Origin of the sequence: Leucobacter muris (genome assembly GCF_004028235.1) — a bacterium.
In the GTDB taxonomy this organism is placed as follows: Bacteria; Actinomycetota; Actinomycetes; order Actinomycetales; family Microbacteriaceae; genus Leucobacter; species Leucobacter muris.
This window is the reverse complement of the sequence record NZ_CP035037.1, coordinates 847,920-862,966: the sequence shown is the minus strand read 5'-3', so window position 1 is coordinate 862,966 and position 15,047 is coordinate 847,920. Positions and strand designations below refer to the sequence as shown.

The window sequence follows — 15,047 nt, the reverse complement described above, 5'->3', positions numbered from 1 at the left end:
GAACCCCCGGGATCTCTCCCGGGGGTTCTTCGTCAGCTCGCTGGCGAGACTTACTCGACGACCTTGGTCACCGTGCCGGCGCCGACGGTGCGGCCACCCTCACGGATCGCGAAGCCGAGGCCCTCCTCCATGGCGATCGGCTGGATCAGCTCGACCGACATGTCGGTGGTGTCGCCGGGCATGACCATCGGCTTGTCCTCGGGCAGGGTGATGACGCCGGTCACGTCAGTCGTACGGAAGTAGAACTGCGGACGGTAGTTCGTCTCGAACGGGTTGTGGCGGCCGCCCTCTTCCTTCTTGAGGATGTAGGCGGTGCCCTCGAACTTGGTGTGCGGGGTGATCGAACCGGGTGCGACCACGACCTGGCCGCGCTCCACGTCCTCGCGCTTGGTGCCGCGGAGGAGGAGGCCACAGTTCTCGCCGGCCCACGCCTCGTCGAGCTGCTTGTGGAACATCTCGATGCCGGTGACGGTGGTCTTCTGCGTCGGGCGCAGACCCACGATCTCGACCTCGGAGTTGATCTTCAGCGTACCGCGCTCGGCGCGGCCGGTGACGACGGTGCCGCGGCCGGTGATGGTGAAGACGTCCTCGACGGGCATGAGGAACGGCTTGTCCTTGTCACGCACCGGATCGGGGATGCTGCTGTCGACGGCCTCCATGAGCTCGAGGATCGAGTTGACCCACTTCTCCTCGCCCTGGAGCGCCTGGTAGCCCGAGACGCGCACGACGGGAGCGTTGTCGCCGTCGAAGCCGTTCTTGGTGAGCTCCTCGCGGACCTCCATCTCGACGAGCTCGAGGATCTCCTCGTCGTCGACCTGGTCGCACTTGTTGAGGGCGACGAGCAGGTAGGGGACGCCGACCTGCTTGGCGAGAAGGATGTGCTCCTTCGACTGAGCCATCAGGCCGTCGGTCGCCGCGACCACGAGGATCGCGCCGTCCATCTGAGCGGCGCCGGTGATCATGTTCTTGATGTAGTCGGCGTGACCCGGGGCATCAACGTGAGCGTAGTGGCGCTTCTCGGTCTCGTACTCGACGTGCGAGATGTTGATGGTGATGCCGCGCTGGCGCTCCTCGGGAGCCGAGTCGATCGTGTCGAAGTCGCGCTGCACGTTGACGTCAGACGGGAACTTGTCAGCGAGGGTCTTCGAGATCGCCGCGGTAAGGGTGGTCTTACCGTGGTCGACGTGACCGATCGTTCCGATGTTTACGTGCGGCTTGGTCCGCTCGAACTTGGCCTTCGCCACTATGGTCCTCCTCAGGACATCGTTGCACCCGCTTCCCCCCCGACGGTTTCGAGGGCGCGCGGGCGCGGGGTGTGTGTACCTATGTTACAAGCTCTGGCCTGCGATCGCGACCTGAGCAGTGATTTGGGCTACTGCCCCGTAGGCGGGTTCCCGGCCGGAGCCGGAGCGGGAGAAGCCCCGTCTCCGACGCCGAGCGGGAACCGCCCGATCAGCGGAGCAGTTACTCGCCCTTAGCCTTCTGAACGATCTCATCGGCCACGGCCTTCGGCACCTCAGCGTAGGAGTCGAAGGTCATCGAGAACACCGCGCGACCGCTGGTCTTCGACCGCAGGTCGCCGATGTACCCGAACATCTCGGAGAGCGGGACGAGGGCGCGCACGACCTTGACGCCGCTCGCGTCCTCCATGGACTGGATCTGCCCACGACGGGAGTTCAGGTCGCCGATCACGTCGCCCATGTACTCCTCGGGAGTGCGCACCTCGACCGCCATGAGCGGCTCGAGGATGACGGGCTGAGCGAGACGCGCGGCCTCCTTGAAGGCCATCGAGCCGGCGATCTTGAACGCCATCTCCGAGGAGTCGACGTCGTGGTACTGGCCGTCGAGCAGGGTCGCCTTGACGTTGACGACGGGGAAGCCGGCGAGGATGCCGTACTGCATGGCGTCCTGGATACCGGCGTCCACCGACGGGATGTACTCGCGGGGAACGCGACCGCCGGTCACCTTGTCCTCGAACTCGTAGGTCTTCTCGCTGCCCTCTTCGACCTCGAGCGGCGCGAGCGCGATCTGCACCTTCGCGAACTGACCGGAACCACCGGTCTGCTTCTTGTGGGTGTAGTCGTACTTGTCGACCGCGCGGCGGATCGTCTCGCGGTAGGCGACCTGGGGCTTGCCCACGTTGGCCTCGACCTTGAACTCGCGCTTCATGCGATCGACGAGGATGTCGAGGTGCAGCTCGCCCATGCCGGCGATGACGGTCTGACCGGTCTCGGCGTTGAGGCTCACGCGGAACGTGGGATCCTCTTCGGCGAGCTTCTGGATCGCGACGCCGAGCTTCTCCTGGTCGCCCTTCGTCTTCGGCTCGATGGCCACCTCGATCACGGGCTCGGGGAAGGTCATCGACTCGAGCACGACCTGGTTGTTCGGGTCGCTCAGGGTGTCACCGGTGGTGGTGTCCTTGAGGCCGATCACGGCGTAGATGTTGCCCGCAGTCAGCTCGTCGACCGGGTTCTCCTTGTTGGCGTGCATCTGGAAGATCTTGCCGATGCGCTCCTTCTTGCCCTTGGTCGAGTTGACGACCTGGGCGCCCGACTCGGCCTTGCCCGAGTACACGCGCACGTAGGTGAGGCGACCGAAGAACGGGTGCACGGCGATCTTGAACGCGAGCGCCGAGAACGGCTGGTCGGCCGACGGCTTGCGCTCGATGACGACCGACTCGTCGCGGGGGTCGTGCGCCTCGATGGCGCCGACGTCGAGCGGGTTCGGCAGGAAGTCGACGACCGCGTCGAGCATCGGCTGGATGCCGCGGTTCTTGAACGCCGAGCCGCAGTAGACGGGGTAGATCTCGTTGTTCACGACGAGCTTGCGGATGCCGGCCTTGAGCTCGTCGATGGTGAGCTCCTCGCCGCCGAAGAACTTCTCGAGCAGCGCGTCATCGGTCTCGGCGACGGTCTCGACGAGCTGCGCGCGGTACTCCTCGGCCTTGGCCTGGAGGTCGGCGGGGATCTCGCGGGTTTCGTAGTTCGCTCCCATGGTGACGTCGCCCTTGGCGTCGCCCTCCCACACGAACGCCTGCATCGAGAGCAGGTCGACGACGCCGGTGAAGTCCGACTCGGAACCGATGGGCAGCTGCATCACGAGCGGCTTGGCGCCGAGGCGGCTGACGATGGTGTCGACCGTGAAGTAGAAGTCGGCGCCCATCTTGTCCATCTTGTTGACGAAGCAGATGCGGGGCACGCCGTACTTGTCGGCCTGGCGCCACACGGTCTCGGACTGGGGCTCGACGCCCTCCTTGCCGTCGAACACCGCGACGGCGCCGTCGAGCACGCGGAGTGAGCGCTCCACCTCGACGGTGAAGTCGACGTGGCCCGGGGTGTCGATGATGTTGATCTGGTTCTTGTTCCAGAAGCAGGTCACCGCGGCACTGGTGATGGTGATGCCGCGCTCCTTCTCCTGCTCCATCCAGTCGGTCGTCGCGCCGCCGTCGTGGGTCTCGCCCAGCTTGTGGTTGACACCCGTGTAGAACAGGATGCGCTCGGTCGTAGTGGTCTTGCCGGCATCGATGTGGGCCATGATGCCGATGTTGCGGACCTTGCTCAGGTCGGTGAGCACGTCTTGTGCCACAGGGGTCTCCTCCGAATAGGGGGTGAAAAATGTGTGCGGATCGGTGGTGCCGATCGTTCATCGAGCTTGTCGAGATGACGGGTCCGCCATCTCGACAAGCTCGATGCGCGGATGACTACCAGCGGTAGTGAGCGAACGCGCGGTTCGACTCGGCCATCTTGTGAGTGTCCTCGCGGCGCTTCACCGCGGCGCCGAGGCCGTTGGACGCGTCGAGGATCTCGTTGGTGAGGCGATCGGTCATCGAGTTCTCACGACGAGCCTTCGCGTAGCTGGTGAGCCAGCGCAGCGCGAGCGTGTTCGCGCGGTGCGGCTTCACCTCGACGGGCACCTGGTAGGTGCTGCCGCCGACGCGGCGCGAGCGGACCTCGAGCGTGGGACGCACGTTGTCGAGCGCCTTCTTGAGCACGGTCACGGCGTCCTGGCCGGACTTCTCCGCGACGTTCTCGAGAGCACCGTAGACGATGCGCTCGGCGAGACCCTTCTTGCCGTCCAGCAGGATCTTGTTGACGAGCTGGCTGACGACGGGCGAGCCGTAGACGGGATCGGCGACGACGGGGCGCTTGGGAGCGGGACCTTTACGGGGCATTACTTCACCTTCTTCGCACCGTAGCGGCTGCGGGCCTGCTGACGGTCCTTGACCGCCTGCGTGTCGAGCGCGCCGCGCACGATCTTGTAACGGACACCGGGGAGGTCCTTGACACGACCACCGCGCACGAGCACCAGCGAGTGCTCCTGCAGGTTGTGGCCCTCGCCCGGAATGTAGGCGGTGACCTCGGTGCCGTTGCGGAGCTTCACACGAGCGACCTTGCGCATCGCCGAGTTCGGCTTCTTGGGCGTGGTGGTGTAGACACGGGTGCAGACCCCGGCCTGCTGCGGGTTCGCCTTCAGGGCGGGCGCCTTGGTCTTGGAGACCTTCGGCGTACGGCCCTTGCGAACCAGCTGCTGAATAGTAGGCACTGATTCTCCTCATTCGTCCTGCACGGTGACAGGAATGCTTCTATGGCCAAGCATGTACGGCTGCTTGCGCGGCCGCTGAGCTGCTGTCGTCGGCGACGCGCGAACGCGCCTCGACGACCGAGTGCAGCTATGCCGTGGGGGTGTCAGCTCTGTTGAGCGAGGGACCCTGCTCGGTGATACTCCCCCGCTCGCATCGCCGTGTGCACGACGAAACCACCGGTGGAGGGCACCAACATGCAACTGTACGCCCTGCATCCGCGCAGCGCAAGGGCGCGGCGCTACTGCGGAGGCTCGAGGTGCTGGGAGAGCTCGTCGAGCATGGCCTGGATCTGCGGTTCGACGAAGCGGTGGATCGCGGCCTCGATGCGAGTGCGATGCGCCACGAGCGCGAAGCAGACCTCGCGCCCCGTCGCCTCGGCCTGCGCGTCGGCGAGTTCGATCTCGCGGCGCAGGCGCTGCTTCTCCTCCTGGCTCAGCGGCGGCCGCGGGAGCGGCGGTGCGGGGCGGCTCTCCTCGGCGAGGCCGGCGAGGGTGAAGAGGAACGGCTGCTCGGTGTCATCGGGATCGGGATCGGGATCCAGCCCCTCGTACTCGGGGGCGAGACCCTCGGTGGGGTCGTAGCCGCCCGCGCTCCACAGCTCCTCCCCCGCCAGCTCGCCGTGCAGCGCGGGGAGCTGCTCGGCGGTGAACTCGTCGACGCGCCGGTCGATGATGCGCTGCATGCGCGAGACGAGCGCGTGGGTCACCTGGTGGGGAACATCGCTCGTGAGGCCGGCCGCCGCGAGCAGCGGCGATCCCGTGCACCTGCGGCACAGCCGCGCCCGAGCCCGATGCGTGCCCGGCGACCAGCTCGGCACCCAGCGCAGCCACGCGTCGACCGCCGCGTTCACCCGTTCGTCGATCGCGCCCGCCACGATCACTCGTCCTCTCCGGCACGCTCCCAAGGCCACTTCGGAACGGGTCGATCCGTGTAGACGCGACGCGCGAGCACCGCCCAGAACAGCAGTGACGCCACGGCCCAGATGAGCGGCAGCGCAGCCGCGAACGGGCTCACCCAGGTCTCGTCGACCGAGAGCCCCGCGAGCACACCCCCGAGGCACCACAGCAGGTACACGCCGCCCGCGACGGCGACGATGACGCCCCACGCCGGGCCGCGGCGGCCCCGCAGCAGCACGAGGGCCTGCTGCCACAGCGCAGCGGCGAGCATCGCGAGCCCCAGGAACAGCAGCAGCGGCGAGGCCCAGCGGGGCACGCCGTCGCTCGACACGGGCTCCCGCTGCATGGCGAGCGAGAGCAGCCCCCAGATCGCGATGAGCAGCGCTGCCGCGACGATCACGGCGGCCAGTGCCAGGCCCGCGACGTAGCCGCGCGTCACCCCGCGACGGGAGCCGTCGGTCACGACTGCTTCGCCCGCTTCCGCGGCTTCTCGGGCTTCGAGACGGCGATCGGCTGCTCGGGCTTCGAGTGCTTCTCCTGCACCTCGGCGAGGGCCGCCTCGTACTCGGCGAGGGCCACCGCGTTCCGCTGCTTCATGCGGCGGCCGCGACCGCCGATCCACGCGCCGAACCAGATCGCGGCCTCGCGCGCCGCGAGGCCCGCGACGATGGCGGGGATGGTGAGGCCGAAGCGCTCGGCGATGGCGACCGGGGCGATGTTCAGCAGCGCGCGGAAGCCCGCCTCGTCGACGAGCAGGCCCGCGGTCGCCGCCATCCAGACGACGAGGCCCACGAGGAAGCTGCCGAGTACGTACGCCCACCAGCCGGCGCGCCCCACGATCAGCACCAGCACCGCGAGGCCCACGAAGAACGCGCCCGCGGCTGCCGCGGTGCTCCACGAGACGAGCTCGGCGGTGAGGCCGTCGACAAACTGCGACGGGGCGAGGGTCGGCGCGAGCCAGAGGGCGATCACGCCCGCGTAGAGCACCACGAAGCCGACGGTCGCGAGCAGCGCGATGAGCACGCCGGCGCCGCGGTTGCCTCGGATCTCGGGGGGCATCGGCGTCTGCATGTAGAGTGCTGCCATCGGGTGGTCGGGGCTGATGCGGATCTCGCCGTCGCGCTCGGGCGACAGCTGCGCGTCCGCGGCGGCCGACGGAAGATCGTCGAGCGCCGGGAGCACCGCGAAATCGGTGGCCTCGGCCGCGGGCCGCGAACCGGACTGCAGGTCGAGGTCGAGCTGCGTGTCGACCTCGGACGCCTCCTGCCGGCGCGCCTGCTCGGCGGCCGTCGCATCGTCGGCGAGAGCATCATCCGCTGCGGGATCCGCCACCACCGTCTCCTCGACCACGACGAGCTCGCGCTTCGCCTCGCCCTCGTCGGCGTCGGAGGTCGCGCCCTTCGAACGCTCGACGGCCGCCAGCACCTCGGTCTGGCTCGCCTCGGTCTCCTCCACGGGCGCCCCCGGATTCGCCGACGTCTCGGGAGCCTCTGCTGCTCTCGATGCGGGGGTCTCGCGGTCGTCGCTCATCGCTGCACCTCTCGTCGTGGGCGCTCGTTGCCGAGCACATACTCTGGCCGCCACAATACAAGCCGCCGGCGACAATGCCGGGATCACGCGCGCAGGAAACACGAAAAAGGGCGCCCGCACCGAAGTGCGCGCGCCCTTCGCCAGGCCCTCGGATCCCGCGCATCGCGCGCGGGATCCGAGGCCCGAGCCCTAGCTGTAGTTGCCCGGGTTGAACTCGTCAGCGGTGAAGCTGTCGAAGTCCACGAACGACAGGTCGTTCTCATCGAAGGTGCCCTCGGTGGCGAACAGGCGGTTCGGGTACCGCTCCGCCTTCGCCTCCTCGGTGGCCTCGACCTCGACGTCGCGGTAGGTGCTCAGGCCGGTGCCGGCCGGGATGAGCTTACCGATGATGACGTTCTCCTTGAGGCCGATCAGCGGATCCTTCGATCCCTCCATCGCCGCCTGCGTGAGCACCCGGGTGGTCTCCTGGAAGGAGGCCGCCGACAGCCACGACTCGGTCGCGAGCGAGGCCTTGGTGATGCCCATGACCTCGGGGCGGGCGGTCGCGGCGCGCTTGCCCTCGAGCAGCGCCTCGCGGTTGATGCGCTGGTAGCGCGAGCGGTCCACGAGCTCACCGGGCAGCAGCTCGGTCTCACCGTGATCCACCACGGTCACCTTGCGCAGCATCTGGCGCACGATCACCTCGATGTGCTTGTCGTGGATCGGCACGCCCTGCGAGCGGTAGACGCCCTGCACGCCCTCAACGAGGTACTTCTGCACCGCGCGCTCGCCCGGGATGTGCTTGCCCTCCTCGGTCGAGCCGACCTGCAGGATGTCCTTCGGGTCGAGCGTGCCCGCGAGGAACGGCTGGCCGAGCTCGACGTGGTCGCCGTCCTCGACGAGCAGCGTGGCGCGCTTCAGCACCGGGTACTGCTTCTCCTCGGTGCCGTCGTCCGGCGTGAGGAGGATCGAGCGGCCCTTCGGGGTGTCCTCGATCGTGATGCGGCCCGCGGCCTCGGCGATCGGCGAGGCGCCCTTGGGGGTGCGCGCCTCGAAGAGCTCCTGCACGCGGGGCAGACCCTGGGTGATGTCGTCGGCCGAGGCCGACCCACCCGTGTGGAAGGTGCGCATCGTCAGCTGCGTGCCGGGCTCGCCGATCGACTGGGCGGCGATGATGCCGACCGCCTCGCCGATGTCGACGCGCTGGCCGGTCGCGAGCGAACGGCCGTAGCAGGTGGCGCAGACGCCCACGGCCGAGGCGCAGGTGAGCACGGAGCGCACCTTGATCTCGGTCACGCCGGCGGCGACCAGCTGGTCGATGAGCACATCGCCCACGTCGTCGCCCGCGCTCGCGACGACGGCGCCCTCGGGCGAAACGGCGTCGGTGGCGAGGGTGCGCGCGTAGACCGAGTTCTCGACGTTCTCGTCGCGCACGAGCACGCCGTTCGCGTCGGCCGCGGCGATCGGCAGGTCGAGGCCGCGACGGGTGCCGCAGTCCTCTTCACGGATGATCACGTCCTGCGACACATCCACCAGACGACGGGTCAGGTAGCCCGAGTCGGCGGTGCGCAGAGCGGTATCGGCGAGGCCCTTGCGGGCACCGTGGGTGGCGATGAAGTACTCCGCCACCGATAGGCCCTCGCGGTACGAGTTGATGATCGGACGGGGGATGATCTCGCCCTTCGGGTTCGACACCAGACCGCGCATACCCGCGATGTTGCGGATCTGCAGCCAGTTACCGCGGGCGCCAGACGACACCATGCGGAAGATGGTGTTGTCCTCGGGGAACGACTCGCGCATCGAGGCCGCGACCTCGTCGGTCGCCTCGGTCCAGATGTCGGTCAGCGCCTTGCGACGATCGCCGTCGCTGATCATGCCGCGATCGTAGTCGCGCTGCACCTTGGCGGCGCGCTTCTCGTGCTCGGCGATGATCTCGCCCTTGTTCGCGGGAGTCACGATGTCCGAGAGCGACACGGTCACGCCCGAGCGCGAGGCCCAGTAGAAACCGGCGTCCTTGACCCGGTCGAGGGTCGCGGCGACCTCCACCTTCGGGTAGCGCTCGGCGAGGTCGTTGACCAGGCCCGACAGGCTGCCCTTGTCGGCGACGCGCTCGAAGTAGGGGTAGTCGGACGGCAGCGCCTCGTTGAAGATCGCGCGGCCGAGAGAGGTCTCGACCAGCACAGGCTTCTCGTTGGTGACGCCGTTCGCATCGGTGTAGCCGGTGAGACGGATCTTCACCTGCGCGCCGAGGTCGAGGGTGCCCTCGTCCATCGCCAGGATCGCCTCGGCGATCGAGCCGAACGCGCGGCCGGTGCCGACCGCGTCCTGCTTGACCGTGGTGAGGTGGTGCAGGCCGATGATCATGTCCTGCGAGGGCAGGGTCACCGGGCGGCCGTCCGACGGCTTCAGGATGTTGTTCGAGGCGAGCATGAGCACGCGGGCCTCGGCCTGGGCCTCGACCGACAGCGGCAGGTGCACGGCCATCTGGTCGCCGTCGAAGTCGGCGTTGAAGGCGGCGCAGACGAGCGGGTGCAGCTGGATCGCCTTGCCCTCGACGAGCTGCGGCTCGAACGCCTGGATGCCGAGGCGGTGCAGGGTCGGTGCGCGGTTGAGCAGCACGGGGCGCTCGCGGATGATCTCCTCGAGCACGTCCCACACCTCGGAGCGGGAGCGCTCGACCATGCGCTTCGCGGCCTTCACGTTCTGCGCGTGCGACAGATCCATGAGGCGCTTGATCACGAACGGCTTGAACAGCTCGAGCGCCATCTGCTTGGGCAGACCGCACTGGTGCAGCTTGAGCTGCGGGCCGACCACGATGACCGAACGGCCCGAGTAGTCGACGCGCTTGCCGAGCAGGTTCTGACGGAAGCGGCCCTGCTTGCCCTTGAGCATGTCGCTGAGCGACTTCAGGGCTCGGTTGCCGGTGCCCGTGACGGGGCGGCCGCGGCGGCCGTTGTCGAACAGCGCGTCGACGGCCTCCTGCAGCATGCGCTTCTCGTTGTTCACGATGATCTCGGGGGCGCCGAGATCGAGCAGGCGGCGCAGACGGTTGTTGCGGTTGATCACACGACGGTAGAGGTCGTTGAGGTCCGAGGTCGCGAAGCGACCGCCGTCGAGCTGCACCATCGGGCGCAGCTCCGGCGGGATCACCGGCACGACGTCGAGCACCATCGCAGCCGGGCTCGCACCCGTCTGCAGGAAGGCGCTGACGACCTTCAGGCGCTTGATGGCGCGGATCTTCTTCTGGCCCTTGCCCTCGGCGATCTGCAGGTGCAGCGTCTCGGCCTCGGCCTCGAGATCGAAGCCCTCGAGGCGCTTCTTGATCGCCTCGGCGCCCATGTACGCCTCGAAGTAGTCGCCGTAGCGGTCCATGAGATCGGCGAACACCGCATCCTCGGGCTTCAGGTCGCCCACCTTGAGGTTGCGGAAGTCCTCCCACACGCGCTGCAGCCGAGCGATGTCGTCGTCGAAGCCCTTGCGGATGGCCGACATCTCCTTCTCGGCCGAGGCCTCGGCGCGGCGGCGCTGATCGGCCTTCGCACCCTCGGCCTCGAGCGCGGCGAGATCCGACTCGGCCTGCTGCTGGCGCTGCGCGATCGCGATGTCGCGCTGATCCTCGAGCGCCTTCAGCTCGAGACGCAGCTCGGCCTCGAGCTCGGCGAGATCCTCGTGGCGGCCCTCCTCATCGATGTCGATGATCATGTACGCGGCGAAGTAGATGACCTTCTCGAGGTCCTTCGGCGCCATGTCGAGCAGGTAGCCCAGGCGCGACGGGACGCCCTTGAAGTACCAGATGTGCGTGACGGGCGCGGCCAGCTCGATGTGGCCCATGCGCTCGCGGCGCACGCTCGACTTCGTCACCTCGACGCCGCAGCGCTCGCAGACGATGCCCTTGTAGCGCACGCGCTTGTACTTGCCGCACGCGCACTCCCAGTCGCGGCTGGGACCGAAGATCTGCTCGCCGAAGAGACCGTCCTTCTCGGGCTTCAGCGTGCGGTAGTTGATGGTCTCCGGCTTCTTGACCTCGCCGAACGACCAGCTGCGGATGTCGTCGGCGGTGGCCAGACGGATCTGCAGCTCATTGAAACTCGTACCCTCGAGCAAAATGTTCTCCTTGGGATGGAAACTGTAAGTCTGTGGCCCCCGTCATCCCGAGCAGTCGCGGCTTACGCGGCGGCTGCTCGGGATCCCGCGACTGCGAGCGGGAGGACGGGGTGGGGTCGGCTCAGATCTCGTCGACCGACGAGGTCTCGAAGCGGCTGGACAGGTTGATGCCGAGCTCCTCCGCGGTGCGGTGGGCCTCATCGTCGTTGTCGCGCAGGTTGACGGCGTTGCCGTCGGCGCCCAGCACCTCGACGTTCAGGCAGAGCGACTGCATCTCCTTCATGAGCACTCGGAACGACTCGGGCACGCCCGGCTCCGGGATGTTCTCGCCGCGAACGATCGCCTCGTACACCTTGACGCGGCCGAGGATGTCGTCGGACTTGACCGTGAGCAGCTCCTGCAGCGCGTAGGCCGCGCCGTACGCCTCGAGGGCCCAGACCTCCATCTCACCGAAGCGCTGGCCGCCGAACTGGGCCTTACCGCCGAGCGGCTGCTGGGTGATCATCGAGTAGGGGCCGGTCGAGCGCGCGTGGATCTTGTCGTCGACCAGGTGGTGCAGCTTGAGGATGTACATGTAGCCGACCGAGATCGGGTACGGGTAGGGCTCGCCCGAGCGGCCGTCGAAGAGACGGGTCTTGCCGCTGGAGTCGATGAGCCGCTCGCCGTCGCGCGTGGGCAGCGTCGAGTCGAGCAGCCCCGCGATCTCGGCCTCGGACGCGCCGTCGAACACGGGGGTGGCGACCTTCGTGTTCGGGGCGGCCTCGAGTGCCTCCTTCGAGAGCTTCGCAGCCCACTCGGGGTTGCCGTCGACCTTCCAGCCCTGCTTGGCGATCCACCCGAGGTGGATCTCGAGCACCTGGCCGAAGTTCATGCGGCCGGGGATGCCGAGCGGGTTCAGGATCACGTCGACCGGCGTGCCGTCGGCGAGGAACGGCATGTCCTCGACCGGCAGGATCTTCGAGATGACGCCCTTGTTGCCGTGGCGGCCGGCGAGCTTGTCGCCCTCGGTGATCTTGCGCTTCTGGGCGATGTACACGACCACGCGCTGGTTGACGCCCGAGCCCAGCTCGTCGTCGTTGTCGTTCTCGGCGTCGAACACCTTGACGGCGGTGACCGTGCCCGAGACGCCGTGCGGCACCTTGAGCGACGTGTCGCGCACCTCGCGGCTCTTCTCGTTGAAGATCGCGCGGAGCAGGCGCTCCTCGGCGCTCAGCTCGGTCTCGCCCTTCGGCGTGACCTTGCCGACGAGGATGTCGCCCTGCTTGACCTCGGCGCCGATGCGGATGATGCCGCGCTCGTCGAGATCCTTCAGCGCCTCCATGCTGGCGTTGGGGAGGTCGCGGGTGATCTCCTCCTTGCCGAGCTTGGTGTCGCGGGCGTCGATGTCGTACTCCTCGATGTGGATCGAGGAGAGGGTGTCGTCCTTCACCAGGTTCTGGCTGAGGATGATCGCGTCCTCGAAGTTGTGGCCCTCCCACGACATGAACGCGACGAGCAGGTTGCGGCCGAGCGCGAGCTCGCCGTTCTCGGTGGCGGGGCCGTCGGCGATGACCTCGCCGGCCTCGATGCGCTCGCCGGCCTTCACGATGACGCGGTGGTTGTAGTTCGTGCCCTGGTTCGAGCGATCGAACTTGCGCATGAAGTAGCTGCGGGTGCCGCCCTCGTCCTCCTGGATGGTGACGAAGTCGGCCGAGACCTCGGCGATCACGCCGGACTTCTGCGCGGTGATCACGTCACCGGCGTCGATCGCGGCGTAACCCTCCATACCGGTGCCGACGACGGGCGACTCGCTGCGCACGAGCGGCACGGCCTGGCGCTGCATGTTGGCGCCCATGAGCGCGCGGTTCGCGTCGTCGTGCTCGAGGAACGGGATGAGCGAGGTCGCCACCGACACCATCTGGCGCGGCGAGACGTCCATGTACTGCACGCGGTCGGAATCGACCAGCACCACCTCGGAGCCGCGGGGGCGCGCGAGCACCTGCTTCTCGGCGAACTTGCCGTCCTTGGTGAGCGGGGCGCCGGCCTGCGCGATGAGGTACTCGTCCTCTTCGTGGGCGGTGAGGTAGTCGACCTGATCGGTGACCTTGCCGTCGACGATGCGGCGGTAGGGGGTCTCGATGAAGCCGAAGGCGTTGATGCGCGCGAAGGTCGCGAGCGCGCCGATCAGGCCGATGTTCGGGCCCTCAGGGGTTTCGATGGGGCACATGCGGCCGTAGTGCGACGGGTGCACGTCTCGCACCTCGACGCCCGCGCGATCGCGCGACAGGCCGCCGGGGCCGAGCGCCGAGAGGCGGCGCTTGTTGGTCAGGCCCGCGAGCGGGTTGTTCTGATCCATGAACTGCGACAGCTGCGAGGTGCCGAAGAACTCCTTGATCGCCGCGAGCACGGGGCGCGTGTTGATCAGGGTGTTCGGGGTGATCGCCTCGATGTCCTGCGTGGTCATGCGCTCGCGCACGACGCGCTCCATGCGGCTGAGGCCGGTGCGCACCTGGTTCTGGATGAGCTCGCCCACGGCGCGGATGCGACGGTTGCCGAAGTGGTCGATGTCGTCGGTGTCGAGACGCAGGTCGATCGGCTGGCCGTCGCGAACGCCGGGGAGCGTCTCGGTGCCCGCGTGCAGGCCGACGAGGTACTTGATGGTCGCGACGATGTCCTCGAGCGACAGCACCGAGTCGGTGATGGGCGCGTCGAGGCCGAGCTTGCGGTTGATCTTGTAGCGGCCGACCTTGGCGAGGTCGTAGCGCTTCGGGTTGAAGTAGCTGTTGTCGAGCAGGGCCTTGGCCGCCTCGATCGCCACCTGCTCGCCCGGACGCTGCTTGCGGTAGATGTCCTTGAGGGCCTCCTCCTGGGTGAGGATGCCGTCCTTCTCGAGGGTGAGCGCGATCGACTCGTAGCCGGCGAACTCCTCGAGGATCTCCTCGCTGGTCATGCCGAGCGCCTTGAGGAACACGGTGACCGACTGCTTGCGCTTGCGGTCGATGCGCACGCCGACCTGGTCGCGCTTGTCGACCTCGAACTCGAGCCACGCGCCGCGGCTCGGGATCACGCGGGCGGTGAAGACGTCCTTATCGCTGGTCTTCTCCTGCGCCCGCTCGAAGTACACGCCGGGGCTGCGCACGAGCTGCGAGACGATGACGCGCTCGGTGCCGTTGATGATGAATGTGCCCTTGTCGGTCATGATGGGGAAATCGCCCATGTAGACCGTCTGGCTCTTCAGCACCTGGGTCTCGGTGTTGTAGAAGGCCGCCTCGACGTACAGCGGGGCGGCGTAGGTCTTGCCGCGCTCCTTGCACTCCTCGATGGTGAACTTCTGCTCGTCGAGGATCGGGTTCTCGAACGACAGCTGCATGGTGCCGGCGTTGTCCTCGATCGGAGAGATCTCGTCGAAGATCTCCTCGAGACCGCTCTTCAGCGCGATGTCGTCGCGCCCCTCGGCCTGAGCCTCGGTGACGCGCTCCTTCCACGCGTCGTTGCCGACGAGCCAGTCGAAGCTCTCGAGCTGCAGTGCCAGCAGGTTGGGCACCGACAGCGTGTCGGAAATCTTGGCGAAGGAGAGCCGCGAGTGGTTGCGACCGTTCTTCAGTTGGGTGGTTGACGATGCGTTGCGCGCAGCAGCCAAGGAAACTACCTCCGTGGGCCCCGTCGGGCCGGTTGACCTGGTCTTGCGAGAGATGCATCGGATCACGCGGGCGAGGCTCATCTGCGCTTTCGCGCCAGCTCCCGGGGCCTACCGCTATATGAAGGCATACTGGTGTCCGTAGTGCAACTATCGACTGTAACACCATTGTTACCGACTGTCTACTGCGCCGGACGTCGTTCGCAAGGATCGCGGGGCGCTCCCAGCATATTCCCCGGCGGCCCGATCCGCCCAATCGACTGCGGGCCGATCCGTCGCGTCCCGCACCGCTGTTCAGCGAAGCACCGATCGACGCTCACGCACCTCGCCGACCCGTCAT

At 67.7% G+C, this 15,047-nt stretch carries 9 protein-coding genes; all 9 read right to left on the bottom strand.

What is annotated here, in order from left to right; all coding sequences use genetic code 11:
* Positions 1-50: 50 nt before the first annotated feature.
* The 9 genes from tuf to rpoB all read right to left on the bottom strand — a co-directional run bounded on the left by tuf (position 51) and on the right by rpoB (position 14,710).
* Complete coding sequence (gene tuf, locus Leucomu_RS04025; RefSeq protein WP_017885332.1) at positions 51-1,244, bottom strand: elongation factor Tu; 1,194 nt, start codon at positions 1,242-1,244, stop codon at positions 51-53.
* A gap of 220 nt (positions 1,245-1,464) precedes the next feature.
* On the bottom strand, positions 1,465-3,585 hold the full coding sequence (fusA, locus tag Leucomu_RS04020) for an elongation factor G (RefSeq protein WP_017885333.1): 2,121 nt from the start codon (positions 3,583-3,585) through the stop codon (positions 1,465-1,467).
* Between the two features lie 115 nt (positions 3,586-3,700).
* The gene (rpsG, locus tag Leucomu_RS04015) at positions 3,701-4,171 is read right to left on the bottom strand and encodes a 30S ribosomal protein S7 (RefSeq protein WP_017885334.1); all 471 of its coding nucleotides are present in this window, start codon (positions 4,169-4,171) and stop codon (positions 3,701-3,703) included.
* A complete protein-coding gene (gene rpsL / locus Leucomu_RS04010) occupies positions 4,171-4,542 on the bottom strand; it encodes a 30S ribosomal protein S12 (RefSeq protein WP_017885335.1) in 372 nt (123 codons plus the stop codon). Before rpsL ends, rpsG begins: the two co-directional genes overlap by 1 nt.
* Before the next feature lie 278 nt (positions 4,543-4,820).
* Positions 4,821-5,456 carry a spermidine/putrescine ABC transporter substrate-binding protein gene (locus Leucomu_RS04005; protein ID WP_128386434.1) on the bottom strand — a complete coding sequence of 212 codons (636 nt, stop codon included), beginning with the start codon at positions 5,454-5,456 and terminating at the stop codon, positions 4,821-4,823.
* A gap of 2 nt (positions 5,457-5,458) precedes the next feature.
* Positions 5,459-5,941 (bottom strand): hypothetical protein, encoded by a 483-nt coding sequence (locus Leucomu_RS04000; protein WP_128386433.1) that lies wholly within the window; start codon positions 5,939-5,941, stop codon positions 5,459-5,461.
* Entirely contained in the window at positions 5,938-7,008 is a 1,071-nt protein-coding gene (locus Leucomu_RS03995) for a hypothetical protein (protein ID WP_128386432.1), read from the bottom strand. Before Leucomu_RS03995 ends, Leucomu_RS04000 begins: the two co-directional genes overlap by 4 nt.
* A gap of 189 nt (positions 7,009-7,197) precedes the next feature.
* Complete coding sequence (locus Leucomu_RS03990) at positions 7,198-11,091, bottom strand: DNA-directed RNA polymerase subunit beta' (protein ID WP_017885339.1); 3,894 nt, start codon at positions 11,089-11,091, stop codon at positions 7,198-7,200.
* 121 nt (positions 11,092-11,212) lie between these two features.
* Complete coding sequence (rpoB, locus tag Leucomu_RS03985; RefSeq protein WP_128386431.1) at positions 11,213-14,710, bottom strand: DNA-directed RNA polymerase subunit beta; 3,498 nt, start codon at positions 14,708-14,710, stop codon at positions 11,213-11,215.
* Positions 14,711-15,047: the final 337 nt, after the last annotated feature.

Excerpts from the sequence above, each read along its gene's own strand:
- rpsG (WP_017885334.1), bottom strand. The coding sequence starts at position 4,171 with ATGCCCCGTAAAGGTCCCGCTCCCAAGCGCCCCGTCGTCGCCGATCCC.
- Leucomu_RS03995 (WP_128386432.1), bottom strand. The coding sequence starts at position 7,008 with ATGAGCGACGACCGCGAGACCCCCGCATCGAGAGCAGCAGAGGCTCCC.